General features: G+C 49.3%; 19 protein-coding genes and 1 pseudogene. 9 read left to right on the forward strand and 11 right to left on the reverse strand.

What is annotated here, in order from left to right:
* Positions 1-25: 25 nt before the first annotated feature.
* The gene (locus LN737_RS11115) at positions 26-1,306 is read right to left on the reverse strand and encodes an MFS transporter (protein ID WP_405518818.1); all 1,281 of its coding nucleotides are present in this window, start codon (positions 1,304-1,306) and stop codon (positions 26-28) included.
* Between the two features lie 120 nt (positions 1,307-1,426).
* Positions 1,427-2,476: a methyltransferase gene (locus LN737_RS11120; RefSeq protein WP_405518820.1), complete on the reverse strand. Its 1,050-nt coding sequence runs from the start codon at positions 2,474-2,476 to the stop codon at positions 1,427-1,429.
* Between the two features lie 175 nt (positions 2,477-2,651).
* On the opposite strand from LN737_RS11120, the gene LN737_RS11125 reads away from it, so the two are divergent.
* A complete protein-coding gene (locus LN737_RS11125; protein WP_405518822.1) occupies positions 2,652-3,134 on the forward strand; it encodes a hypothetical protein in 483 nt (160 codons plus the stop codon).
* 70 nt (positions 3,135-3,204) lie between these two features.
* Here the strand turns inward: LN737_RS11125 and trxA are convergent, their stop codons facing one another.
* Positions 3,205-3,510, reverse strand: coding sequence for a thioredoxin (gene trxA / locus LN737_RS11130; RefSeq protein WP_405518823.1), 306 nt, complete (start codon positions 3,508-3,510; stop codon positions 3,205-3,207).
* Between the two features lie 93 nt (positions 3,511-3,603).
* Positions 3,604-4,896, reverse strand: a complete 1,293-nt coding sequence (locus tag LN737_RS11135) for a bifunctional 3,4-dihydroxy-2-butanone-4-phosphate synthase/GTP cyclohydrolase II (RefSeq protein WP_405518825.1) — start codon at positions 4,894-4,896, stop codon at positions 3,604-3,606.
* A gap of 185 nt (positions 4,897-5,081) precedes the next feature.
* Between LN737_RS11135 and LN737_RS11140 the strand changes: the two genes are divergently transcribed.
* The 4 genes from LN737_RS11140 to LN737_RS11155 all read left to right on the forward strand — a co-directional run bounded on the left by LN737_RS11140 (position 5,082) and on the right by LN737_RS11155 (position 10,894).
* Positions 5,082-7,109 carry a T9SS type B sorting domain-containing protein gene (locus LN737_RS11140; RefSeq protein WP_405518827.1) on the forward strand — a complete coding sequence of 676 codons (2,028 nt, stop codon included), beginning with the start codon at positions 5,082-5,084 and terminating at the stop codon, positions 7,107-7,109.
* A 149-nt stretch (positions 7,110-7,258) separates the two neighbouring features.
* Positions 7,259-9,292, forward strand: coding sequence for a T9SS type B sorting domain-containing protein (locus LN737_RS11145; protein WP_405518829.1), 2,034 nt, complete (start codon positions 7,259-7,261; stop codon positions 9,290-9,292).
* 89 nt (positions 9,293-9,381) lie between these two features.
* On the forward strand, positions 9,382-9,711 hold the full coding sequence (locus LN737_RS11150; RefSeq protein ID WP_405518831.1) for a YbaB/EbfC family nucleoid-associated protein: 330 nt from the start codon (positions 9,382-9,384) through the stop codon (positions 9,709-9,711).
* A gap of 151 nt (positions 9,712-9,862) precedes the next feature.
* A complete protein-coding gene (locus LN737_RS11155; protein WP_405518833.1) occupies positions 9,863-10,894 on the forward strand; it encodes a glycosyltransferase family 2 protein in 1,032 nt (343 codons plus the stop codon).
* Positions 10,895-10,959: 65 nt separating this feature from the next.
* On the opposite strand, the gene LN737_RS11160 is transcribed toward LN737_RS11155, so the two are convergent.
* Positions 10,960-11,181, reverse strand: coding sequence for a PspC domain-containing protein (locus LN737_RS11160; RefSeq protein WP_405518834.1), 222 nt, complete (start codon positions 11,179-11,181; stop codon positions 10,960-10,962).
* 341 nt (positions 11,182-11,522) lie between these two features.
* Here LN737_RS11160 and LN737_RS11165 point away from each other — a divergent pair, with 341 nt between their 5' ends.
* The gene (locus tag LN737_RS11165; protein ID WP_405518835.1) at positions 11,523-11,720 is read left to right on the forward strand and encodes a cold-shock protein; all 198 of its coding nucleotides are present in this window, start codon (positions 11,523-11,525) and stop codon (positions 11,718-11,720) included.
* 70 nt (positions 11,721-11,790) lie between these two features.
* Here the strand turns inward: LN737_RS11165 and lysS are convergent.
* The 4 genes and pseudogenes from lysS to LN737_RS11185 form a co-directional block, all read right to left on the reverse strand.
* Positions 11,791-13,562, reverse strand: a pseudogene (lysS, locus tag LN737_RS11170) (lysine--tRNA ligase).
* Positions 13,563-13,765: 203 nt separating this feature from the next.
* Positions 13,766-14,878: a hypothetical protein gene (locus tag LN737_RS11175; RefSeq protein ID WP_405518837.1), complete on the reverse strand. Its 1,113-nt coding sequence runs from the start codon at positions 14,876-14,878 to the stop codon at positions 13,766-13,768.
* Positions 14,879-14,918: 40 nt separating this feature from the next.
* Positions 14,919-15,590, reverse strand: coding sequence for a response regulator transcription factor (locus LN737_RS11180; RefSeq protein ID WP_405518838.1), 672 nt, complete (start codon positions 15,588-15,590; stop codon positions 14,919-14,921).
* On the reverse strand, positions 15,587-16,924 hold the full coding sequence (locus LN737_RS11185; RefSeq protein ID WP_405518840.1) for a cell wall metabolism sensor histidine kinase WalK: 1,338 nt from the start codon (positions 16,922-16,924) through the stop codon (positions 15,587-15,589). The genes LN737_RS11180 and LN737_RS11185 overlap by 4 nt, the downstream gene beginning before the upstream one ends.
* Positions 16,925-17,141: 217 nt before the next feature.
* On the opposite strand from LN737_RS11185, the gene LN737_RS11190 reads away from it, so the two are divergent.
* Complete coding sequence (locus LN737_RS11190) at positions 17,142-17,528, forward strand: DUF1573 domain-containing protein (RefSeq protein WP_405518842.1); 387 nt, start codon at positions 17,142-17,144, stop codon at positions 17,526-17,528.
* A 164-nt stretch (positions 17,529-17,692) separates the two neighbouring features.
* Entirely contained in the window at positions 17,693-20,302 is a 2,610-nt protein-coding gene (locus LN737_RS11195; RefSeq protein ID WP_405518844.1) for a GH116 family glycosyl-hydrolase, read from the forward strand.
* A gap of 103 nt (positions 20,303-20,405) precedes the next feature.
* On the opposite strand, the gene LN737_RS11200 is transcribed toward LN737_RS11195, so the two are convergent.
* Positions 20,406-20,747, reverse strand: coding sequence for a hypothetical protein (locus LN737_RS11200; RefSeq protein WP_405518846.1), 342 nt, complete (start codon positions 20,745-20,747; stop codon positions 20,406-20,408).
* Positions 20,748-20,791: 44 nt separating this feature from the next.
* Positions 20,792-23,746: a S9 family peptidase gene (locus tag LN737_RS11205; protein WP_405518848.1), complete on the reverse strand. Its 2,955-nt coding sequence runs from the start codon at positions 23,744-23,746 to the stop codon at positions 20,792-20,794.
* A gap of 83 nt (positions 23,747-23,829) precedes the next feature.
* On the opposite strand from LN737_RS11205, the gene LN737_RS11210 reads away from it, so the two are divergent.
* Positions 23,830-24,498, forward strand: a complete 669-nt coding sequence (locus tag LN737_RS11210; RefSeq protein ID WP_405518850.1) for a DUF6624 domain-containing protein — start codon at positions 23,830-23,832, stop codon at positions 24,496-24,498.
* Positions 24,499-24,512: the final 14 nt, after the last annotated feature.

Consider the following 24,512-nt stretch of genomic DNA (forward strand, 5'->3'; position numbering starts at 1 on the left):
GATGCCTTTATGAACGTAATAACCGTCAGGAAACGGATTGTACAGGTTCTGCTACTTTTATTGTAGCAGGTGCCTTAACGGCCACTATCGTGATGATGGCCGACAGAAACAGAGAACCTGCCATGAAGATGTAAGACGCACCAAAACCACCCGTTGTGCCATTTAGATAACCGACAAGATAAGAACCCAGAAATGATCCCAGGGCGCCGAAACTATTAATCAAGGCCATAGCGCCACCCGCTACGTTTTTGGGTAAGAGATCAGGGATAATGGCGAAAAATGGTCCGTAAGGGGCATACATGGCTCCGCCGGCAATGATAAGCAGGACGAACGAAAGCCAGAACTGATTCACTCCGACCAGATAGGAAGCGTAGAAGGCCACGGCGCCAATCAATAAAAAAGGCCAGACAAACGCTTTGCGATTCAGGGTTTTATCCGAAAAATAAGAGGCACTCAGCATGCCAATAATGGCCAGTACGTAAGGTACCGATGATAACCAGCCTGTTTTTACGATGGTCATATTTGGGGCAGCATTCAGAATGGAAGGCAGCCACATCACAAACCCATAAACGCCAATGCTCCATAGCGCGTATTGCAAACTCAACAGAATGACGATTCTGGATTTAAAGGCCTCAGCGTAGTTTTTAACGGGTTTGATTCCCTGTTGCTCACGTTGCAGCTGGGTTTCCAGTGCTTGCTTTTCGCTCGCCGTCAACCAGCCAGCATCCTGGGGTTTATCGTCAACCAGTCGCCACCAGAAAAAAGCCCAGATAATTGCGGGCAGACCCTCAATAATGAACATCCATCGCCAGCCAACAGCTTTGATCAGGTAGCCCGATAAAATCGACATCCAGAGAATCGTAGCCGGGTTGCCAAGAATCAGGAACGTATTGGCCTGAGAGCGTTCGGCTTTGGTGAACCACCGGCTCAAGAAGAGCAGCATTGCCGGCATAACGGCACTCTCGACTACGCCAAGCATGAACCGGATAATGATCAGCAACGTAACATTGCTGATAATACCGGTTGCCATAGCAAGCCCACCCCACAGAATTAACGACCAGAAAATCAGTTTTTTGGCACTCTTTTTCTCAGCGTAAATCGCACCCGGAACCTGAAAGAAAAAGTAGCCCAGGAAGAAAAGGGAGCCTAGCAAAGACGACATGGCGGGCGTAATGTGCAGGTCGGAAGCCATGCCACTGGCGGCCCCAAACCCAAAATTCGCCCGATCCAGATACGCCAGACTATACGTAATAAAGGCTATGGGCAACAACCGGTACCAGCGCGATTTAGCAATTGTTTCTTCCATATAAGCTGACTTGTTTTATATACAGAGGGATACCCGACTGTCGTATTCAGGAAAGCAAAACGTTTAGGTAGCTCTACTGCATTTCACCAGATGCGATACGTTTATTACGTCGGAAATCACCTATTTTCTGGCCCAGATTAACCCATAATCCAGTTGGGTCGGAATGGCATCGGGCATAGGCTCCAGACCCGCTTCCAAAAGCCAGCTCCGGTATTCAGCCCGACTGTAGCATCGCCCTTTAGTGTTCCAAAATAACTGGGCCGAATAATCCGTAACGGCCAGTGGTCCATCGAGCGTATCGTTCAGAAAAGCGTCGTGAACCCATAATTCACCGCCCGGCCGGAGGGCAGCGGCAAAGCGGTGGGCCAGCATCTGGCAGGTAGCCGTTGGCCAATCATGAAAGAGGCTGGCTGCCAGTAAAATATCCGTTTCAGGAAGTTCGTCCGTCAGCATATCGCCCGGCAGGAACGTAACGCGTTTTTTTACGCGCTCAGCCCCCGGCCGGCCACTTGCCGAAAATTCGTCCAGCAGCTCAGCCGCTACCGACAACACCGAGGGCCGGTCGAACAACGTAGCGGTAGCCGTCGGATTGTTCAGCAGCCACTCGTAGGTGTAGTAGCCTGTTCCTCCCGCTACGTCCAGCAGATGACCCGTACAGCTAGTCATATTCGCGCCAACAATAGGGGATAGGTATCTGGCTCGACCAGCCAGCCCCAGCGTAAAATGCCGGGCTGATTCTGGGTTATCCATAGGCGAGGGACCTTCGCCCTCCTTGACAAACGAAATGCCCTGAGGAGCATCGAGCGGCCCATCATTCCGAAGACGTACTGCCATTTCCACCGCCCCCGGATCGTCTTTTTCCAGACCCACGTAACCCGCCAGATTAGGGATATGCGTTTTCGTTACGTAACGGCCTAAATCAGTAATGTATAACCGGCGATACTGATCATATGCCAGTAAATCCATGGCACACAGAGCCGGAAAAAGAACCATCGCCGGGCGTTCGTCCAGCCCGATTCGCCCACTTAATTCCGATACTGTAAGCGGGCCGTTGTTTAACTCATCAAATACGGGCAGATAATGAACGGCGGCAATTAATAAGCGTGAGCCAAACATGGCCCGTAAATGTCGGGTAATAGGGGCCGGATCGGGCTGATTGTTGGTAAGCATTGAGAGAGTGAGGGTAAAGGCATCACAAGCCGTAAAAAATCAAAGATAATTGCTGCTTGTGGGTCGCTTAGCAGCGATTGTTATTTTGTTACTGTATAGGAAAAAAGTACAAAAAAAAGCTTGATTATTATAACAAAGCTCTATACCTTGACCGATAAATAAACATTTTACGGCCATGAAAACCTCACTTTTAGTGCTTATGCTTTTGTTGGGTGCCGTTTCGCGTAGTCTGGCTCAGTCAGAAGACGAAGCTATCAAGCGTGTGTTACGTAGTGAAACTGAAGGTTTTTTCAAACGAGATAAAGCTGAGTGGTCGAATGCATGGGCACATACGCCCTACATTCATTTTGCGGCTAATTTGTATGGGGGTGATTTTATGCTGGTGAAAGGATGGAGCAATCTGGAAAAACAGTTTGCCAGCCAGTTTAAAAGCTCGAAAGTATCCGATAAAGTGGTTGTTCAGAATGCGAACTACACGATTCACCAGAATGGTAATATGGCATTCGTGGCCTACGACCAGACGCTGTTGGACAGTCATGGCAAAACAACATCCAAGGAATCACGAACCCTGGAGAAAATTAACGGACAGTGGAAAATCATCAATGTTACGGCGCTTACTAATCTGAAGAATTTTGGCTTAGCGCAGAACTCGAAATGATTGCCGTAAACAAAACGGCCCGACAGACTCAGTCTGTCGGGCCGTTTTGTTTTTATAGTCAGCTATTGATTCAGGCTCCGAATTGCTTCACCAAGCCTTCCAGCGTATGCAAGGGTTGTACCCCTGACTGACGCCAGACGATTTTGCCGTCCTTAAACAGAATCATCGTTGGAATGCTGCGAATCTGGTATTGCTGGGCGGCCGCCTGGGCTTTATCAACATCAATTTTTATGACACGTACTTTGTCGCCCGACCGCTCGGTAAGCTGTTTCAGAATGGGCGCCTGTTGCTTACATGGGCCGCACCAGTCGGCGTAGAAATCGACCAGAACGGGTTTATCTCCGTTAATAAGGTCTTTGAATGATTGTTTGTTCATCGTAGTATGTTGTCTTGCGGTTGCGTTTTCGGTATCCGGTGGGCGAGCAATTCTAGACTAACTCATCGGTTATCGAAAAACAGCGAACCGTACTTATTGTTCTTCGTTTACGGGCTCGTTCATAATGGTATGACCCATTTTGTCGCGCTTTGTCCGCAGGTAATTCTCGTTGTGCGGATTCGACTGAATCTCCAGCGGTACGGTGTCGATTATTTCAAGACCGTACCCCATAAGCCCCGCGCGTTTCCGGGGATTATTCGACATAAGCCGTAATTTCCGTACGCCGAGGTCGCGCAGAATCTGTGCGCCTACCCCATAATCGCGGGCATCCATTGGCAGGCCAAGTTCAAGGTTGGCTTCGACCGTATCGCGGCCCATTTCCTGAAGTTTGTAGGCTTTCAGCTTGTTGAGCAGGCCAATACCGCGTCCTTCCTGAAACATATACACCACTACGCCCTTGCCTTCTTTTTCGACCATCTGCATGGCCGCGTGCAATTGAGCACCACAGTCGCAGCGGCACGAACCGAAGATATCACCCGTCACGCAGGACGAGTGCACACGTACCAGAATCGGCTCATTCGGTTCCCAGGTGCCTTTCACAAGCGCCAGGTGTGTATCGCCGGTATTGCTTTGTTTGAAGGCAATCAGATCAAAATGACCCCAGGAGGTTGGCATATCTACACCAATTTCCCGTCGAATCAACGATTCAGTACGTAGCCGATACTCAATCAGGTCCTGAATGCTGACGAGCTTCATGCCAAAGCGGTCGGCCATGACGCGCAATTCGGGCAACCGGGCCATAGTTCCGTCTTCGTTCAGCACCTCGATCAGCACACCCGCAGGAGCCAGACCGGCCATGCGGGCCAGGTCGACAGCCGCTTCTGTATGGCCGGCCCGGCGAATAACGCCACCCTCTGCCGACCGTAACGGGAAAATATGCCCTGGCCGACCCAGATCATCCGGATTGATGTTCGGATCAACCAGTGCCTGAATGGTTTTCGATCGGTCAGAGGCCGAGATGCCGGTTGTGCATCCGTGTCCCAGCAAATCGACCGACACCGTAAAAGGCGTTGTATGGACCGACGTATTGCTGGTCACCATCATGGTTAAGCCTAATTCATCGCAACGTTCCTGAGTGAGTGGTGCACACATAAGGCCACGCGCTTCGCGAATCATGAAATTGACCATTTCGGGCGTAATCATTTCGGCCGCGCAGATCATGTCTCCTTCATTTTCGCGGTCCTCGTCATCAACAACGATCACGATTTTTCCAGCCTTGATATCGGCAATGGCTTCTTCAATACTGTCCAGCCGAATGGGCGCTGAGTCCAGGTTATCCGAAGGCACCTGGCTCTGGGTTTCTGTATTACTACTATTGTAACTCATTATTTGGTTGATGCGTGTCGGTGGAGCTATCTTTGAAGTCCAGTAGACCAGCTTTATGGAGACCCAAGTTGGTTAGGTTTCCTGATGTTTGCTCTAAAAACTGATTTTAAGAAAGATACGTTTCGCTCAACGCGAAAATGTCCAATGTGTCGTTTTTTATCAAACGAAACCCCCTGATTCAACGGATGATGAACCTTTTACCTGTAGTGTGTTTTTTGAGATTGTGGCTGACTGATTGCAGGGGAAAAACCAACGTACGGGTACGATGGCAGCTAATTGGTTTACTGTTCTTTTTTGCGCAAGCGCTCCCGCTATTTGCCCAGGATGTAGATCCCAACAATAATTACTGTACCAATCCTCAGGGGGCTGCTACGGGCGGCTTTACGCTGGACAGGATTCGGATTTGTCCTGGAGACAGAATACGGGTAACAGCCGTTAATCCCCCCAACCTGGTTGATATTTCGTATGTGCCCGATTACAAGGGCGACGGCATCCCTTCGAACCGGCAATTGCAGAGCGTTTTCACGTATCCCACACCGGGTACGTATACCATATTACAAGTAGCCCAGCTAAACGGAAATCGGGCAATAAAATGCCAGACGATAACAGTGTTGCCACTTGAGCCCGTGCAGTTTACCGCTAAATCCTGTACAGGAAGAGAGGTCACGTTACAGGTAAATTCAGCTACGCTTGGCCAGTACGATACGTACGTTGTCAACTGGGGTGATGGCACCCTTCCTGTAGAAATGAGCCGGGCAGAACTGGAAGCTAATCCACAGCATTCCTATGCCGCCACATCGCCTAACGCAGTAACTGTCAGTGTTGATGGAGTATATGGGTCGCTCAATGCTTCGCTCTGTAATTCATCCAATCCGCAGACAGTTGCGCTGGCATCTGAAATATCTCAGCCCATTATTCAGGCCTTGACCGCTGCTGACAATGGAACCATTACGCTTCAATACCAGGTTGGCGCAGCCTCTCCCGTACAGTTGTATCAGAAGGTAAACGGTACGTATGTGAACACAGGGCAGCGGGCAACGGGCCCCGGCACTTTTCAGATAAAAACCGACGCCACCCAGGTCCAGTGTTTTAAGGTCGTTTCTCAGGATGTATGTGGAAGCACTACGCTGGATTCCGATGAAGTTTGCAGTCTGGTACTGGATGCCAGGGCGACTAACAAGAAAAATACACTTAACTGGCAGCCATATGCCGGAGCTGATTCGCTGTTTAAACAGTATCAGATCACACGTAACGATTCGCCGGTTGGCTCCGCTATAACCACCAAGACCAGTACAACCTATACGGATAGCAGCGTAACCTGCGGGACTCAATACTGCTACAGGCTCGTCGCTACGCTGGCCAGTAAATCGACCCAAACCATCGTTACATCGGCTCCGTCCTGCGTAACGGGTATAAGTGGTACCGTACCGGATAATCTGGGAAACATTGTTGTATCGGTGGCAAACAATCATCCGAATTTAACCGTCAATTTACCCACTGCCGGAACGCCCGCCAGCTATACTCTTCTGGTAAGTCGGGCAGAGGGCTCTTCGGGTACGTATAGCCCTCTTACTTCGCTAGCCAGCCAGAATACGTATGTGGATGCCAGTGCCGATGCGGCTTCGGGTTCGTACTGCTATAAGGTCGAATATCAGGGCGGTTGTGGTTTGGGGCTTCCTGCCTCACAGCCTGCCTGTTCCATTCACCTGAGCTCGTCGTCTATCCGGTCGATGGACTGGAATGCCGACTCCCCTTTCTCGCCGGGTTCTGTGGCGGATTATGCGATTGAACTGGTGGATTCCGTGAGTAACCGCGAGAAGAGCGTCGGCATTACTACGCACTACGACCGTAGTCCAACCGAGGTTGTTTACATCTACCGGGTTGTTGCCAAGTCGGGTACTTATACCAGTTATTCCAACTACGTCGTTTTTGAACGGGAGGATCAGTTTACTGTGCCGGGTGCGTTTACGCCCAATGGCGATAACATGAACGATGAGTTTTTGCCGAAAGGATTGTACGCTGAACGCTTCCAGATGCATATATACAATCGCTGGGGAGAGGTTTTGTACAGTACGGCGGATAAAACCAAAGGCTGGGATGGATTAATTAACGGGCAGCCTGCAAACGTTGGTCAGTATATGTATCGGATCGAAGTGATAGATATAAGTAATCAGACAATTGTTCGCACCGGTTCGTTGCTGCTGATTCGATAGCGTTCTTAAACTCCGGCCATTGATTCAAGAAAAAATTAGTAGCCATTTTCTCTAGGAAACGAAGCCTAAGTTCAGGCGGAAATGGTCTTCAACCTGTTTTCTGGAAGGGAAAATGTCTGACTCTGAAAACGTTAAAAAAAATAGTTTACGTGCGCATTTTACGTTTGTGGCCGACTGAATTTGTGAAGCAAACCTGTTCGCAGGTTCGTTGGCTGCTTGTTGTTTGGCTGTTCGGGCTTGTTCATTCGTATTCGCTGTTTGCTCAGGACCCAAACAACAATTATTGCGTAAACCCACAAGGCGCTGAAGTGGGTGGATTTACGCTGGATAGAACAAGAATTTGTGTTGGGAGTGCCGTAACAGTTGTGAAAGGCAGCGTGCCTGCCAATCTGGCCGCCGTTGGCTATGTGTCTCAATACAGCGGCAAAGGCATTCCCACTACGTTTGAAACGGGACCAAGTTTCACGTACACCAAGCCGGGTTCTTACACCATACTTCAGGTGGGTACGAGCAATGGGTTACGGGCGCTGGCCTGCCAAACCATTACGGTCCTGCCGCTTGACCCAATTTCGGTAACGGTTAAATCCTGCGCCGGGCGAAAAGTGACGGTTACGCCCAACATCTCGACGTTAGGGCAGTACGATACTTACATTATTCAATGGGGCGATGGCAATATTGAGCAATTGAGCCGGATCGCAATGGAAGCCAATCCGGAACATACCTACATCGACAATGGCTCCGACACACGTACTATAACGGTTGAAGGAGCGTATGGCTCCTCAGAGCCTTTTATCTGTCGGTCGCCGGTGCCCCCTCAAACAGTCAGGCTGGTGCCAGCGGCAACCCAGCCAGCCATTACGTCTCTTAAGACGCTGAACGACAACAGTATTTCGATTCAGTATCAGGCCGGTACGGGCGCAACGGTGCAGCTGCTCCAAAAGATAAACGGCGTATATACGGATACAGGCAAACAGGACGCCGGTACCGGAACATTCAACGTTCAGACCGACGCCAGGCAGGTGCAGTGCTTTCAGGTAGTAGCACAGGATGTTTGCAGTAATTCGGGTATAAAATCGGATGAGGTCTGTAGCCTTGTGCTGGACGTGAAACCAGCCAATAAGAAGAATACGCTCAGCTGGCAGCCATATGCAGGGGTTGCCAATGGGGGGCAGTTTCGATTTTATCGCATTACCCGGAACAGGACGCCCATCGGTGGAACAGTGGTAGATCAGAACAGGTCTTCCTATACAGATGAGGATAATATTGAATGTGGCACGCAATATTGTTACAGCCTTGTGGCGACCATTGCCGGAAGTGTGGCGCAAACAGAGGTTACGTCGGCTTCCGTCTGCGTAACCGGGGTCAATGGCGACGTACCGGATAGCGTCAATAACGTCGTTGTATCCATCGAGAATAACCGACCGAGGGTAGCCGTTACGTTAGCAAAGCCCGTATCCGGGATCTTGTCTAGCTACACATTGGTTGTCAGCCGTTCAGATGGCTCATCCGGAACGTTCAGGCCAGTAGGGACCATCGTGAACGACAGTGTTTTTGTTGATAATGGCGCCGATCCATCGTCGGGTTCGTATTGTTACCAGATTACGTATCAGGGTGTTTGCGGACTTACGTTGCCGCCTTCAAAGCCGGTATGTACGGTCTACCTGAGTTCAAAAGCCAATACGAGTCTCGACTGGACCAGCGAATCGCCGTTTTTGCCGGGTCCGGTAACCGAGTATACTATAGAAATAACTGACTCACTGAGTGGAACAAGTCAACGGATTTCGCTGGGTACCAGTACGCACTACGAGCCGAAACCCAACGACCCCAATGCGTCGTCTTATACGTATCGAATTATTGCTACATCAGGCAGCAAAATCAGTTATTCGAATTCGTTGACTTTATTTGGTGAGGCCAAAATCTGGATGCCTGATGCGTTTACACCCAACGGTGATCAACGAAACGACGAGTTTTTGCCCAAAGGAATTATTTCGGAGCGCTTTTTGATGAATATATATAGCCGCTGGGGCGATATTATCTACAGTACAACTGATAAGACCAAAGGCTGGAATGGATTAATTAATGGTCAGCCAGCTGGTACGGGGCAATATATGTATCGCGTAGAGGTAGAAGATGCGAGCGGCCACAAAACTGTTCGTACGGGAGCCTTGTTGTTAGTTCGATAGTCAGGCATAAGAAATAAGTCGTTAGGTCGTAACAGGCTTACATCTATTCTTACACTGATCGACGTGCGACTTTTTACACTATATTATTTATGAACATGATGGATATGTTCGGGAAAATGAAGGAAGTTCAATCCCGGATGAAGGATGCCCAGGAAACGCTCAGCGCTGTCACCGAAACCGGCGAATCGGGAGCTGGTATGGTAAAGGTGACGGTCAACGGATTGAAAAATATTCTGAAAATCGAGATCGACCCTGAACTGATTCGCCCCGACGAGCGCGAAATGCTGCAAGACCTTATTGTAGCCGCAACGAACAAGGCGATGAGCAATGTGGAAGGCAAAGCACGCGAACACCTTCGTCAGGCTACCGAAGGATTACTGCCAAATATCCCAGGTCTGAATCTGGATGGGCTGATGTAATAGTAGCCGGACAGTTTATCAGTTAGTCAGTTGGTGAGTTAGTTTGTCAATCATTAACAGATAAATTGGTTGCCTAATCCTATATTGGCTAACTACTTTACTGTCGATCTCTGATTAACCCACCGACTGCTTAACTCATTGACTATTTTTTGTGAATACCATTGCCATAGTTATTCTGAATTATAACGGACAACCGTTCCTGGCAAAATTTCTGCCGACAGTGCTTGCGAATACGGATGGGCACACGGTTTACGTTGCAGATAGTGCCTCTACCGACTCATCCGTTTCGTTTGTCCGAACACATTTCCCAACGGTTCGCATCATCGAATTACCCCGTAATGAAGGTTACGCTGGTGGCTATAACCTCGCACTCGAACATATCCGCACGAATTACGGGCTCCCAGCATACTACGTTCTGCCTAATTCTGATATTGAAGTTACACCGGGCTGGCTCTCACCAGTTATCCGGTTGATGGAGGCTAATCCTAATATTGCCGCCTGTCAGCCCAAAATCCGATCGTACAGCGAGCGTGAATTTTTTGAACATGCCGGAGCCGCAGGTGGCTTTGTCGACTGGCTGGGGTACATATTTTGCCGGGGCCGGGTTTTTGCTACGTTCGAAAAAGATCAGGGCCAGTACGACGATAATCGACCGGTATTTTGGGCAACGGGAGCCTGTCTATTCGTGCGGGCCGACGTATTTCATCAGGTTGGCGGCTTCGATGCGTCATTTTTTGCGCATATGGAAGAAATCGATCTGTGCTGGCGTTTTCAGCGGCTTGGCTACGAAGTCTGGACGTGCGGACAATCGACGGTGTATCATGTTGGCGGAGGAACCCTGCACAAGTCTAACCCTCACAAAACGTACCTCAATTACCGTAATAGCCTGTTCATGCTCTACAAAAACTGGCCAGCTGACGTCTGGTTATGGCCTAAAATTCTACTCAGGCTGGTTCTGGATGGCATTTCATCCATCCTGTTTATGCAGTTAGGCGAATGGGCGGATGTAGGCGCCATTTTGCGGGCTCATTTCGCTTTTTATGGTCAGCTGCCTACGCTCCATCGCCAGCGCAAACAACTACGTACCCAGCAACGGGCTAGCGTCAAACTTTATCAGTACAGCATTGTGTGGCAATACTTTCTTAAGGGAAAGAAGACGTTTAGCGAAATGGAGAAAGGGTAATGATAAGTATATAGTGCAGAGCGAAAAGTCTCTGATCTTAGCGTATTCAGTACGTATTCCTGGTACTACAATTCCCAGACGGTTGGGTGGGCGTGCCGACGCAGGTGCTTACTCATTTCCATCCAGAACGCCAGAATAAGATAAAGAATCACGGGGGAGCCAAGCGTCAGAAAAGATGTGTAAATAAAATACAACCGGATACTGCTTGCTGATATATTCATCTTCTCCCCAAGGCGCGAGCATACACCAAAGGCTTGATTTTCGACGAAAAATCTAATCTTATTCATGTTTTTAACTGGCGAAGTGCTTAGATAAACGTTGAATGGAATCAAGAAAACGTAACGCGTCTTATTAACAGATTGTTTGCCGTTTACACAAAAAAACAATATAAATGTAGTGAAAATACCTAAAAAATAGCCTCAGACTTATTGAAGTCAGAACATTTTTATTTTCTTTGTGTTGTAACGGGATTGATGGCGTATAATTGCCTTTTCCAAGTTATTTTTAACCAACTTCATTGATTCTCAACTACGTATTCCGGTCACCAACATGTCCTGGTATCTGTTTCGTGAATCGCTGTTAATTATTGACCCTCTTTAATGTTTAATTGTTTAATTGTTTACGTTTTATGCAAACTGGTGTAGTAAAATTCTTTAACGAAAGTAAGGGTTACGGATTCATTGTTGAAGACGATACCAACCGGGACATTTTCGTCCACATTACCGGCCTGAACGGCATTACGATTCGCGAGAAAGACCGGGTACAGTTTGAGGTAGTTGACGGCAAAAAAGGACTCAATGCAGTAAAAGTGCAAAAGATAGATTAGTAATCTACAACGTCAGATCAAGAGATTATAACCCCACCCGGTCACCAGGTGGGGTTTTTGCGCTGACTGCTTATTGACCAATCCAGCCTTTTACGTCGTCTAAAGTCGGCATTTTAGCTTCCAGCTTCAATTTTTTCCGAACGCCCCCAAATCATTAAATAATTTGTTGGGACTGGCAGTACGTAGTTGCTCTACCGTTAGGAATCCTAGCTTCTGTACAGCCGGAACCCATTCGGCTGGAACACCAGCCTCCACGAAATCACTCTCTTCGGATTGTTCCAGTTTCTTCTCGGGGCGCATCTGTGGGAAAAATAGTACGTCCTGAATCGACGACTGATTGGTCATGATCATCGTCAGACGGTCGATACCCAGACCGACGCCAGCCGTGGGCGGCATGCCATACTCCAGGGCCCGGAGGAAATCTTCATCCAGCGCCATCGCTTCCTCATCGCCCCGTTCAGCCAGTCGAAGCTGTTCTTCAAAGCGTTCGCGTTGGTCGAGCGGATCGTTCAGCTCGGAGTAAGCATTGGCAATTTCTTTACCGTTACAAATGGCCTCGAAGCGCTCCACCAGACCCGGTTTGCTCCGGTGCTTTTTGGTTAAGGGCGACATTTCGACCGGATAATCCGTGATGAACGTCGGCTGGATCAGATTGGGTTCGCAGGCATCGCCAAACAGTTCGTCGATCAGTTTCGACTTACCCATGGTGCTGTCTACTTTGATTCCCCGACTTTCGGCGACCTGGCGCAGTTCCGCTTCGTCCATCGACGATACGTCGACACCCGTATATTGCTGAATGGCTTCGAACATGGTCAGCCGTTTCCAGGGTCGCTTAAAATCAATGACGTTTTCGCCGACCGTTACTTTGGTGGTTCCGGCTACGTCCAGCGCCACCTTCTCGACCATCTCTTCGATGGTGTCCATCATCCAGAGATAATCTTTGTAAGCAACGTAAAATTCGACCTGCGTAAACTCCGGGTTATGGGTACGGTCCATGCCTTCGTTCCGGAAATCTTTGGCAAATTCGAAAACCCCGTCATATCCCCCAACGATCAACCGCTTGAGGTACAGCTCATTGGCAATACGCATGTAGAGCGTCATGTCGAGCGTATTGTGGTGGGTGCGGAACGGCCGGGCTGTAGCACCGCCGTGGATGGGTTGCAAAATCGGCGTTTCAACCTCCAGATAGCCTTTTTCGCTCAGAAACTGCCGGATCGAGTTGACTAATCTGGTACGCTTTACAAACACATCCCGGATTTGCGGATTCACAATCAGGTCAACGTAACGCTGGCGATACCGCTGTTCGGGATCGGTAAACGCATCATACGTTTCTTTTTCGCCTTTGTCGTTCACCACTTCTTTCACCACAGGCAACGGCCGAAGGGCTTTGTTCAGAATCGTGAATTCTTTGACGTAAACAGATAGCTCTCCGGTTTTCGTGGAGAAAACGTGACCCCGCACACCAATAATATCGCCAATGTCCAGCAGTTTTTTGAAGACCGTATTATACAGAGTTTTATCCTCGCCGGGGCAAAGGTCGTCGCGACGGAAGTAGAGCTGCATCCGGCCCGTTGAATCCTGCATTTCGGCGAAAGCGGCACTCCCCATGATACGAAAACCCATAAGCCGACCGGCTAGCTGGATATTTCCCCAGCGCTCGTCAGCGGAAAGGTCCTGCTCGGGCTCAATATCTGTGCCGGGACCGCCAGGCTGAAAAGCGGCCCGGATATCGGCAATCGTTGCCGTTACGTCAACTAGTTGGGCGGGGTAGGGGTCTATTCCCATCCGCATTAATTCTTCGCGCTTTTGTCGGCGATTTATTTCCTGTTCACTCAGTAGCATGATTGTCAATCAATTGGTCAGTCAATGAGCTGATTAGCCGTTGCGCTGACCAGTATTTAAGGGCGCAAAAATAGCGAAAAGTATGTTCTGGACAGGGCAGATAGGCGTAAGGATTGTCAAAAATGGTGCTGTATAGCTCAGAATGTTATGCCTTAAAATCGCTCACCTCTGCATCATGCTCCATCGTACTCCATCGTATCAGCCTACTTAATCGTCAGGATAGTGTAAGCTGCCTGATTCGGCTGACGTACCTGAGCGCCGATGGTGGTACGAGCCCGGTCGTCGTCGCTGATGAGCAAAAGTCGGTTATGATCCAGTGGTGTCAGATCTTCGGCTTTATGACCGGGTGTGTGCAGAGGTTGCCCCTCTTCGTTTCGGACCAGTGAGAACGGTTTGTTGGCGTATAAATCGCTGGGCGTAATGACCCATAGGTAAGCGTCAAGCTGTCCATTGGCTTCCATGGAGGTCAGCATCCAGAAACACCCTCGATGGGGATCATACTCCAGACTGGAGATCGCCAGCGGTTTCGGTAGGCTCGGGTCAGCGCTGGCAATATCGAAGTTATTAACAATCTTCCAGTCGTTTGCCAGGCGAATCCGGTCCGCTTCCCCCGCTTTCTCGACCGAATAAGACACACTTATAATTTTTGCCCGGTACGTAAAACTCTCGTACGATTTACCTTCTTCCCGAATGCCGAACAGCAACTGTTTATCAGTAGCCGCCAGTCCTTCGATTTTAAAATACGGAATGGCTCCCGGAAATTCCTCGGTTGCCAGTAACTGCGCAATCTGCTGGCGGTAGGCAATAGATGTTCGACTCGTATCGTCGGGAGCCAGAACATGCGGGTGCTGCTCGTCGCCACTTCGCCAATATAGAATTGTATTGAAGCGATCCCAGTCGTGTCCGCCCGGTTTTACCCGGTCGAACGCAGTCGTGAGCAGTACAAAACGACGATCAGGGGTTTGGGCAAAATCCTCGTATTTCGTTCCCTGCGAGAAGGGCGCAGCCGTCAGATAGGTTGGCGGTTTCGTTGAGTCGGCCAGGGTTTCGGGTGCTTTCATGAACACCGGACTCTGACCTCCAGGCATGTCTTTATCGTTGGCAAAAAAAACGTTTTTGCCATTATATAGTACGGCGGAGGCTTCACACCAGACGGGCTGACCGTTTAGAGAAGTTCCGGCTGTAAAGCAGTTCAGGAATCCTTCTTCCGTAATTGTGGCCGTAGCCGGAAGTTTGCCAGTCGATAACTTAGCCGTTTTACAGCCAACAGCAAAGAGCAGAATTGTTAACGTAATGGCGGGCAATCGATACGTCATAAGATTGGATAGATAGTAAAATGTTCGCAAATGTCGTGGATTACTGCCGCAAAACGAATCCGACCCCGTGTACATTTTCGATACGCATACTTGGGTCCTGAACAAGTCGTTTCCGCAGCCGGGAAATAAATACGTCCAGACTGCGGCCCATAAAATAATCGTCGTCGCCCCAGATGGCTCGCAGCAGTTCGTCACGACGAACGAGTGTATTGGGCCGATCAAGCAGGTAAGCAATTACGTCGGCTTCGCGATGGGTAAGCAGTTGGGTTTCGCCATTGATGGTCAGCGTCATATTTTGCCGGTCCAGAATGGATTTTGCCCGAATGCTACGTCCGTTGTCAGCTGTAGTTCGACGCAGGAAGACGTTGATTTTCAGGATTAATTCTTCGATACTGAACGGCTTCGTCAGATAATCGTCAGCACCAAGTCTTAGTCCCTGCAAACGATCATCCTTGCTGGCCAGTGCACTCAGAAATAGAATCGGCACCTGCGTATCGATGGATCGAATTTGCTGTGCCAGCGTAAAACCATCGCTTTGCGGCAGCATCACATCCAGCAGGCAAATGTCGAACGGCTGGCTCTGGAACATGGCCCAGGCATCGGCGCCGTTGATGCAATGCGTAACGATGAAGGGCACATTTTCGAGTGTGTCGCGAATCACAAACCCCAGATTGACATCGTCTTCAACGAATAATATACGCGCTGGATTCACAGGTGGAAGAATGATAGAGTGAATGAGCGAAATAAGGCGTAGCTCCTGCGAATCGTTCCGGTTTTCCGCGTCGGCGCCGAAGAGTGGCCCACTTGTTCACTCGTTACGGATGAACAGGTAATCTGGAACGTACTGCCTTGCCCTAACTGACTGATTAGCGTCAGCCGCCAGCCGTGAGCATTGATCACTTGCCTAACGTAATACAAGCCGAGGCCAAAACCTTTTATCGTATGCGTGTGCCCTGATGCTACTCGAAAGAATTGATGGAAAACGGCCTGCTGGTGTTCGGGAGCAATGCCAATTCCGTTGTCGCTGACTGACCAGATCAGCTGGTTATTTTCGGTTCGGGTACGTAGTACGATATCAGGCGATTGATGGCAATATTTCATGCCATTGTCAATCAGATTGTTCAGGGCTGTTTCAAGATGATACCGATCAGCCCGAATGTGGGCATTGGTAGCGGAAAGATCAAGCCTGACGTTGGGAGCAAAGGTATTGGCAGAAGCCGTCATTACGTCGTGTAAATCGATATCCGTCATATCCAATATGAATCCAGTGCGTTCAGAACGAGCCAGTTGTAGTACGTTATTGACCTGTTTTTGCAGGCGTCTACTTTCTTCCGAAAGAACCCGGACATACTGCTTCATCCGCTCGGGCTGTTGGATAATCGTATCGGATTGCAGTACGTCGGCGGCAATGCGGATGGTCGAAACGGGCGTCTGGAGTTCATGCGTGATGTTGTTGATAAAGTCCCGTTGTACTTCAGTCAGCCTTCGTTGTTTCAATACGACAATCAAGGTATAACCGAAGAAAACGACCACCAGCAACACCGCTACAGTAGACCATAGCCAGCCGCTCAGTTGACCGGCTACAAAGGCGGCCTGGTTTGGAAACCGGATGCCGAAATAGTACGTGTAGCGCGGAAATTTGGGTAAACTTTTTGTTTTCGCGCCTGCTATACCGCTTGTGCTGATATAAGCCCCATAGACCATACGGTCCGTTTCACAGTTGTAGATACCATACTCGTAATCCGTAATGAGGTTGTGCTGCTGCAAGGACCGCTGGATGAAGGTTTCGAGCGTGGTCGGATCAATTGGCGCATCGGTATTGACAATGAAATAATCGGCCGAGAGCTGCGTAACCGCGTAGCGATTCAGGTCGAACTGATTGAGCCTCGCTACGTCATCGGCTACATCCTGTAAGGCAATGAATGCTGACTGCCGAAACTGTCGATCCCGTAGTGCATAGGCGTTACGTACCCAGATTGCCTGTACGGCCAGAATTCCGATAATGGATAGTACCGAAAGAACAACCAGCAGCCGGAGACGAGCCATTTTTTAATGAGCGAATGCGTGAATGACTGAATAATTTCGATTGTAAAGTACGGGTTATTCGCTCATTCCCTCAACCACTTAGTTGCCAATTTGCTCCACATTAACAACTCGTTAACAAACGTTAGGAAGTGCTTAACAAGACCATCCAGCCGAAGACGGTACGTTTGCAGCGTTGCTTGAGTAAGCAATAACGCAAATCTTATCAAACCAATTTTTTATGAAACGTATCCTTTTCTTCGGCTCACTTGTACTGTTGACAGCCAGCATGGCTATGACTGTTCCGGCGGCTGTATTCAATTGGCGTAATGCTACGTATGATTTCGGGCGTATTGCTCAGCGCAAGCCCGTTACAGCAGAATTTACGTTCACCAACAAAGGCGAAGCGCCACTTATTATCAATTATGCGAAAGGCTCCTGTGGATGCACCGGCGTTGATTACCCCAAATCTGCAATCTTACCCGGGCAATCGGGCGTTGTGAAAGCTACGTATAATGCCGCAGCCGTTGGGGCATTCAATAAAACAGTAACCGTTGAGTCGAATGCTGAAGGAGGAATACAGACGCTATCCTTCAAAGGGGAAGTTGTTTCCGGTGCTGCTCAATAAACTTACTTAGCTTTTACTCTTAAAGAAGAGTTAGACTCCCAATTCGTTACGACGGGTTGGGAGTATTTTTTTGATAGCCAGTCACTTTTAAGTCAATTCAAAATGACAAAAAACGTTCTCACTCGTACCACTTTTCAAAATTTAACTAGGTTCAATGGACTTTTATGAAAAGTTATTTCCTCTCTTGTCGTCGTATTTATTGGCTTAGTAGCTGCCTGTTTTTTATACTACAAACGTGTTCGGCGCAATGGCAGCCGGGTACGTGGCCAGTTCTGAAACATTACGATAAAGATCATCTGCGCAACATTGCTTTACCGCTGGGCGGCATTGGTACGGGAACCGTTTCGCTAGGTGGACGCGGTGAGCTGCGCGACTGGGAGATCATGAACAAACCCGCCAAAGGATTCAGCACCGTAACGATCGGCAATAACGCGCCCTTCTTCGCCATAAACGTACGTTCGGCCACGGGCAAACCCATGACAAAAGCCTTGCTCGGACCGCTAGATCCGGCTGAATTTCAGCACTACGAAGGGCGTCCAGTGAACCAGCACGGCTTTCCCCGATTTACCGACGCTACGTTCGATGCGGCTTATCCGTTTGGGCAGGTGAATCTGTCCGACAAACGAATGCCCGTTCGGGTAAAAGTGAAGGGATTCAACCCATTTATTCCCGGTGATGCCGATAACAGCGGCATTCCGATGGCTATACTGGCTTACGACGTAACGAATACAAGTCAGGAACCGTTGACCGTTTCGGTGTGCGGCTCAATGCGGAATTTTGTGGGAAAGGATGGCAGCAAATCCATAAAAGACTGGAAAGGCGATTACGTGCCTATCGGGGCCAGGAAGAATACCAATATCTATAAACGTGAGGCTGGAGTGCAGGGCATTTTCATGTATTCCGATAGTGTCAGTCGGCAGGACGCAGCCTGGGGAACCATCGCGCTGACGACCAACAGTCCAACAGGTGTAAGCTATCGAACCAGCTCGCGTTCAAACGATTGGGAAAATGCAATGCTCGATTTCTGGGACGATTTCAGCGCCGATGGCATGCTGACCGACAAGCCTAAACTGGTTGATGACGATCCGTTGGCCTCACTGGCTGTACAGAAAACCGTAGCGCCTGGCCAAACCCAGACCTTTACGTTTTTTATCACCTGGAATTTTCCGAATCGGTTGGCCTGGACGTCGTTCTCGACAAAACCCGATCAGTCGGCCGTAGGCAATTATTACTCAACACAATACGCTGACGCTTGGGATGTCATCGTAAAAACACTGCCCCGTTTACCAGCCCTTGAGCAGAAAACCCTGCAGTTTGTGAATGCGCTGTTACGTAGCAGTTACCCGGAGGTTATCAAGGAAGCGGCTTTGTTTAATCTGGCAACGTTACGCTCGCAAACCGTTTTTCGGATTCCGAGCGGGCATCTGATGGGGTGGGAGGGTGTTTTCGATGAGTTTGGCTCGTGTTTTGGGTCCTGTACGCACGTCTGGAATTATGAGCAGGCAACGGCGTTTCTCTTCGCCGATCTGTCGCAGTCGATGCGCGATATTGAGTTCAACTATGCAACCAACGAAACCGGTAAAATGAGTTTCCGGGTGATGCTGCCGCTGGCAAAAGCGCAGGAATGGAAAAATGCCGCAGCCGACGGGCAGATGGGGACGATTCTGAAATTTTACCGCGACTGGCAACTATCGGGTAATCAGGAGTTTTTGAAAAAGAACTGGCCACAGGTAAAAAAAGTACTGAGTTATGCGTGGATCAAGGGAGGCTGGGATGGCAATCAGGATGGGGTTATGGAAGGACGGCAGCATAACACCATGGATGTTGATTATTATGGGCCCAATCCGCAAATGGGGTTCTGGTATCTGGGTGCACTGAAAGCAGCGCACGAAATGGCTCTGGCCATGAACGACAGGGAGCTAGCGCGGAAATGTGAAGATCTGTCCCGAAAAGGGGGCGCCTGGATGGATCAGAACTTATTCAACGGAGAATATTACGAGCATAAAATTACCGATCCCACCACGTTTGCGTTTCTGAATTGGGAACGCGATTCGACGGTAAACGTACCAGATTATCAGTTGGGAAAAGGATGCCTGGTCGATCAACTGGTAGGTCAGATGATGGCGCATATGCTCGGACTAGGGTATCTGGCCAATCGGGAACACATTCAGACTACGCTCCGCAGCATCATGAAATACAATTATCTAGATAGCTTCTCGGATCATTTCAACAACATGCGCTCCTACGTACTGGGCGACGAAGCGGGTCTGCTTATGGCAAGCTGGCCCAAAGGTCGTTTGAAGGTGCCTTTTCCTTACTTTGCCGAATCGATGACGGGCTTCGAATATTGTGCTGCCGTCGGGATGATTTATGAAGGGCAGACAGAAAACGCATTAACCTGCCTCACCGCAATACGTAACCGATTTGACGGACAAAAGCGAAATCCGTTCAATGAGCCCGAATGTGGTTATCATTACGCCCGCTCGATGACGAGCTGGAACACGTTGCTGGCCTGGAGTGGATTTCAGTATTCGGGTGTGACAGAAACCATGACCATCACCACAAAACCCGGTACGTATTTCTGGTCGAATGGCTCGGCCTGGGGCACCTGTACGGTTAGTCAAGCAAATGGAAATACGAACGTATCACTGGCTGTACTGAGCGGCAATGTAAACCTCCGCCGATTCATTGTTCAGGATGGTGGTAATCATACGTTTGCCAGCCGGCAGAACGTAGCTGAAGGGAAAACGCTTGATTTTATTGTAAAAAAATAGGCCACAACCGAATGCTCCGCTTGTGGCCTGTAAATGTATCTATCAGCGATTCTAGATCAATTGCATCTTGGCAACTTTCGGGTCAACATGGACCGTGTCGTGTTCAAACCGCGACGGCGGACCGTTCCAGTTTGATACGCCACTTTTGCATGGTTGCCGCTCCAATAATTGCTTCTTCGCTTAAGCCCGGTACAACCAGAAATTCATCGGAGAGGAGAACATCTTCCAGATAAAAATCTAACGTAACACGGTGGTTGATTTCAATGTAATGCCCTTCTGCTGCTGTAGCTACCTGACGGACGCGACCTAAGCTTTCCAGATGGGCTAAGTCAGGAACATGATCAGGATTAATACAGGAAAGATTAGCTCCGCTATCGAATAGTGTGTACAAATGTTTTTCTCCCTGAGACCCGGCGTATAGTAAGGGCTGCTTAGTAATAGACATGTGGCGTTTTGTTTCTATAAAGTTACATAAAAGCGCTTGTCTGGTTAATATTTCATTTCACCGCGGTCTTTCTCAACAGCCGTTCGCCCTTCCTTCATCCAAATCGGCATGGGCGCATCTTTCAGGTAGTAATCGAAGAACTGATACAGCCGAACACTCAAGTCTTTCGCATTGTGCCGCTGCGTCAAATTATGCCCTTCGCCATTGTAGACCAACATCCAGACCGGCTTATTCAACCGGCGTAACGCAGTAAACATCTCGATGCCCTGATACCAGGGCACGGCCCCATCGGCATCGTTATGGGTCATCATAAGGGGCGTCTGAATCCGGTTGGCAAAGAACAGGGGCGAATTTTCGATATAATTCAACGGTTTGTCCCAGAGAGTTCCGCCAATACGGCTTTGGGTTTTCTCGTACTGAAACTGCCGTACCAACCCCGTCTCCCAGCGAATACCCCCGTAGGCCGAGGTCATGTTGGCAACAGGTGCCCCCGCTTCGGCAGCCCGGAAGAGATTGGTACGGGTAATTATATAGGCCGTCTGGTAACCGCCCCAGCTTTGCCCCTGAATACCTAGCCGGTCGCGGTCAACGAATCCACGATCAATCAGGCTCAGTACGCCCGGAACAATGCAGTCGTAGGCATTCGGCCCGGGTTGTCCGGTCGTGTAAACGATATCGGGAATAAACACCAAATAGCCATTCGAGACACAGTACGCTACGTTGATGGTAGAACGACTGGGTGCCGGAACTTTATAATCGTTCAGTGTTTCGGCGTTACGTTCGTAAAAGTACGTCAGCATCGGGTACTTTTTCTTTGGGTCAAAACCTTCGGGTTTGAAGAGCAGGCCCTCAAGTTTAACCCCATTTGTTCCCAGCCATTTCACCAGCTCGACACTTCCCCAGCGGATGCTATCCTGCTGCGGATTCGTACGGGTAAGCTGAACGGGATTTGCCAGGGTTGTGTCTGTCTGGAAGAGATTGATCGGCTCCTGAAAATTACCCCGATAGAACGTCATGGTCGACGCATTTTTCGCCTTGTTCAGCCCGGCATAACGGTGGTTGCTGTGCGTCAACGTTGTTGGGTCAAGTGCCGACAAGCCGTTTTTGCTTTTCAATATTCCAGTCGACTTATCGCTTTCCCAGATTCCAGTCAAAAATAACTCTGTCTTGGGGTCGATTGCTTTTTCCGACGCCATCCGACTCGGTGAATCATCCCCTTCAAATTCAGCGTAGCGTAGCCGAACGTGATTTTTTCGTCCCCAGCCTGCGGTCAGATTTAATGGCTTTTCCTTACCAGTCGGGTCAATTTGCCAGATATCATAGCGATCATACAGCCATACGTACCGGTCGTTGCTTGTCCAGCCCGCCGAACCGTACGAGCCAGGCAGGTTGGGCGTGTCGTGTTCTTCATCGAAAAATTTGCTGGGTAGCCCACGTGTCAGATCAATACGTTTGTCTTCGGCTACCGACCAGGCCCGCCAGAGCGAATCGCGCTCATCGAACCAGTACGCATATTTTCCGCCCGGCGACAGTTTGGGTTGGGAAGCCATTACGTCATTGGCTATTCGTTTTTTCTCGCCTGTTTGCGCATCAATCAGGTATAAATCGGTATGGCCGGGGTCCCAGGAAGCCTGGACCTGATACGGTAAATCGCTCAATCCGAGTAAGTATCGGCCACTCACCTTCGGGTCAAAGGCAACGGTCGGAATCTCGCGGGAAGCCAGTGGAATAATTTTTCCGGAAGCCAGATCGTAAACAGTCAGAAAACCGCGTTCCTTTTCCTCTTTGAGCCGCTTCTGTTGCATGGGCTGTAGTCGACTGTCGGTCCAGCTCCAGATGTCCATTTTTACTTTCTCATCGTCGGGCGTCAGCGTATCTTTGGTAGGTTTAGGCGGAATAGGCGAGGTGGAAAAAAACAGCCGTTTACCATCATCAGCGAACTTCGGCTCCCGGTATTCATTGACCGACCAGCCTTTAGGAAGCGCCGTTGTGAGCGTGTCGGCCAGCACCTTGAAAGGAGCTTCGAGAGGGGTTGTTTTTGGTTTTTTACCTTTGGCCGGAAGGGCAGGCGACAGGTTTTTGTAATACAGCGAAAACACCTTTACGTCAGAGCCAGCGCTGTCGGCAGAAGCCATCCAGGCAATCTGTTGCCCTACTTTATCGACCGCCAGACCTTTGTAGATTTTACGTTTCGAACTGGTATCAACGAGCATAGTCTGGCTGTTGGCGGTGTTGAACAAAAACACGCCCGGTACGGCATTGTCGCCCGTTTTCAATGAATCGTTTGCCGAATCTTTACTGTAAAATATTTTTTGCCCATTATCAGAAATCACTACGTTTGATACGTACCGGAATGTTTTTCGGGCGCCATCGGCCATATTCAGGAGGGTCAGGTCGTCCCCTTTTGGTTTTTTTGATGCGCCTTTCCGGGATGCAACAGCGGTGGTTGACGAAGGCGGCAGGGGTAACAACGTATCGCGCTGGGATTGTGCGGTAACCTTAGCCGCTGGTTTTTCTTTTTCGTCTTTGCGTTCCTGTACTACCGCCAGCCAGGAACCCGCTTCCTTACCAAACATAAATGATTTGACGTTCGGCAGTTTGACAGACGTACCTGTTCCCAGATTCAGCACCAGCAGGCTGTCTTTAGGCATCTCGTCCGGCTTTTTCTTTTTGAGCTTGGCTTTTCGCACGTCAGCAACCGGTACTTTGAGTCGCATTACCAGAAATTTACTATCGGGTGTGAATTGCGCCATATATCCGCGTGGGAAAACATAGTGCGTTTTCGCCGGGTTAGTACCGGTAGTCCATGCCTCCAGGCGACCATCGCCATCCTGAGGATCAACCTGGAACGCAACCCAACGCCCGTCGTCCGAGATTTTTTCAGATTTTACGCTCTGCCAGCGATCATAGTCAGAGGCATTTAGGGGGCGTTTCTGAACCTGAGCCAGCAATGAAACCGGGAGAAGAAAACAAACTAGTAGTTGAGTGAATTGATTCATGAAATGAGGAGAATCTAGGTACTACTAAATTACGAGAAACACATTAATTAGCGGGTAATTAAACCATAACCTTACTATTAATTATGAGATTCGTGCTGTTTGTAATTGGTTTGCTGCCCGTTTGTGCATTTGGGCAGTCGAATAAGTCGCTTAAACAAGAGTTGGACAGTATGTATGTGCTGGACCAACGTAACAGAGAGTGGCTGGCTAAACTGGGTAACAACCAGCCTTTAACCGACAGTCTGAGCGCACTCTATAAAGTGGACCGGACGAAGCTGGCGGGTATGCTTTGGACCGAACAGGTGAAAATAGATACCTCTAATCTGAACCGGGCTGAGGCTATTTTAAAAGAACACGGTTATCCCGGTAAAACGCTGGTTGGTACGCCTACCAATGAAACGGTCTTTTATATTATTCAGCATTCCAACAAGATACCGGCCTATCTTCCTTTGATCAGAAAAACAGCGGAAGCAAAAGAACTTCCATTTTCGCTTTACGCAATGATGCTTGATCGTTCGCTGATGCACGAAATGAAGCCGCAGCAGTACGGAACTCAGGTAACGTGTCGGCAACAGATTAAAACCAAGCAGTCTCGCTGTTTTGTGTGGCCTATCACGGATGCTAAAGCGGTGAACGAACGCCGAAAAGAAGCTGGTTTTACGTTAACCGTCGAGGAAAACGCCAATCGGTTGAACGCGGCTTACGAACCTGAGCTGACTATGGACGTAATGAAAAAAACGTACGCTTTTTAAGGAAATGAAACAGT

It is taken from the genome of Spirosoma sp. KNUC1025, from assembly GCF_045160025.1.
GTDB lineage: Bacteria > Bacteroidota > Bacteroidia > Cytophagales > Spirosomataceae > Spirosoma.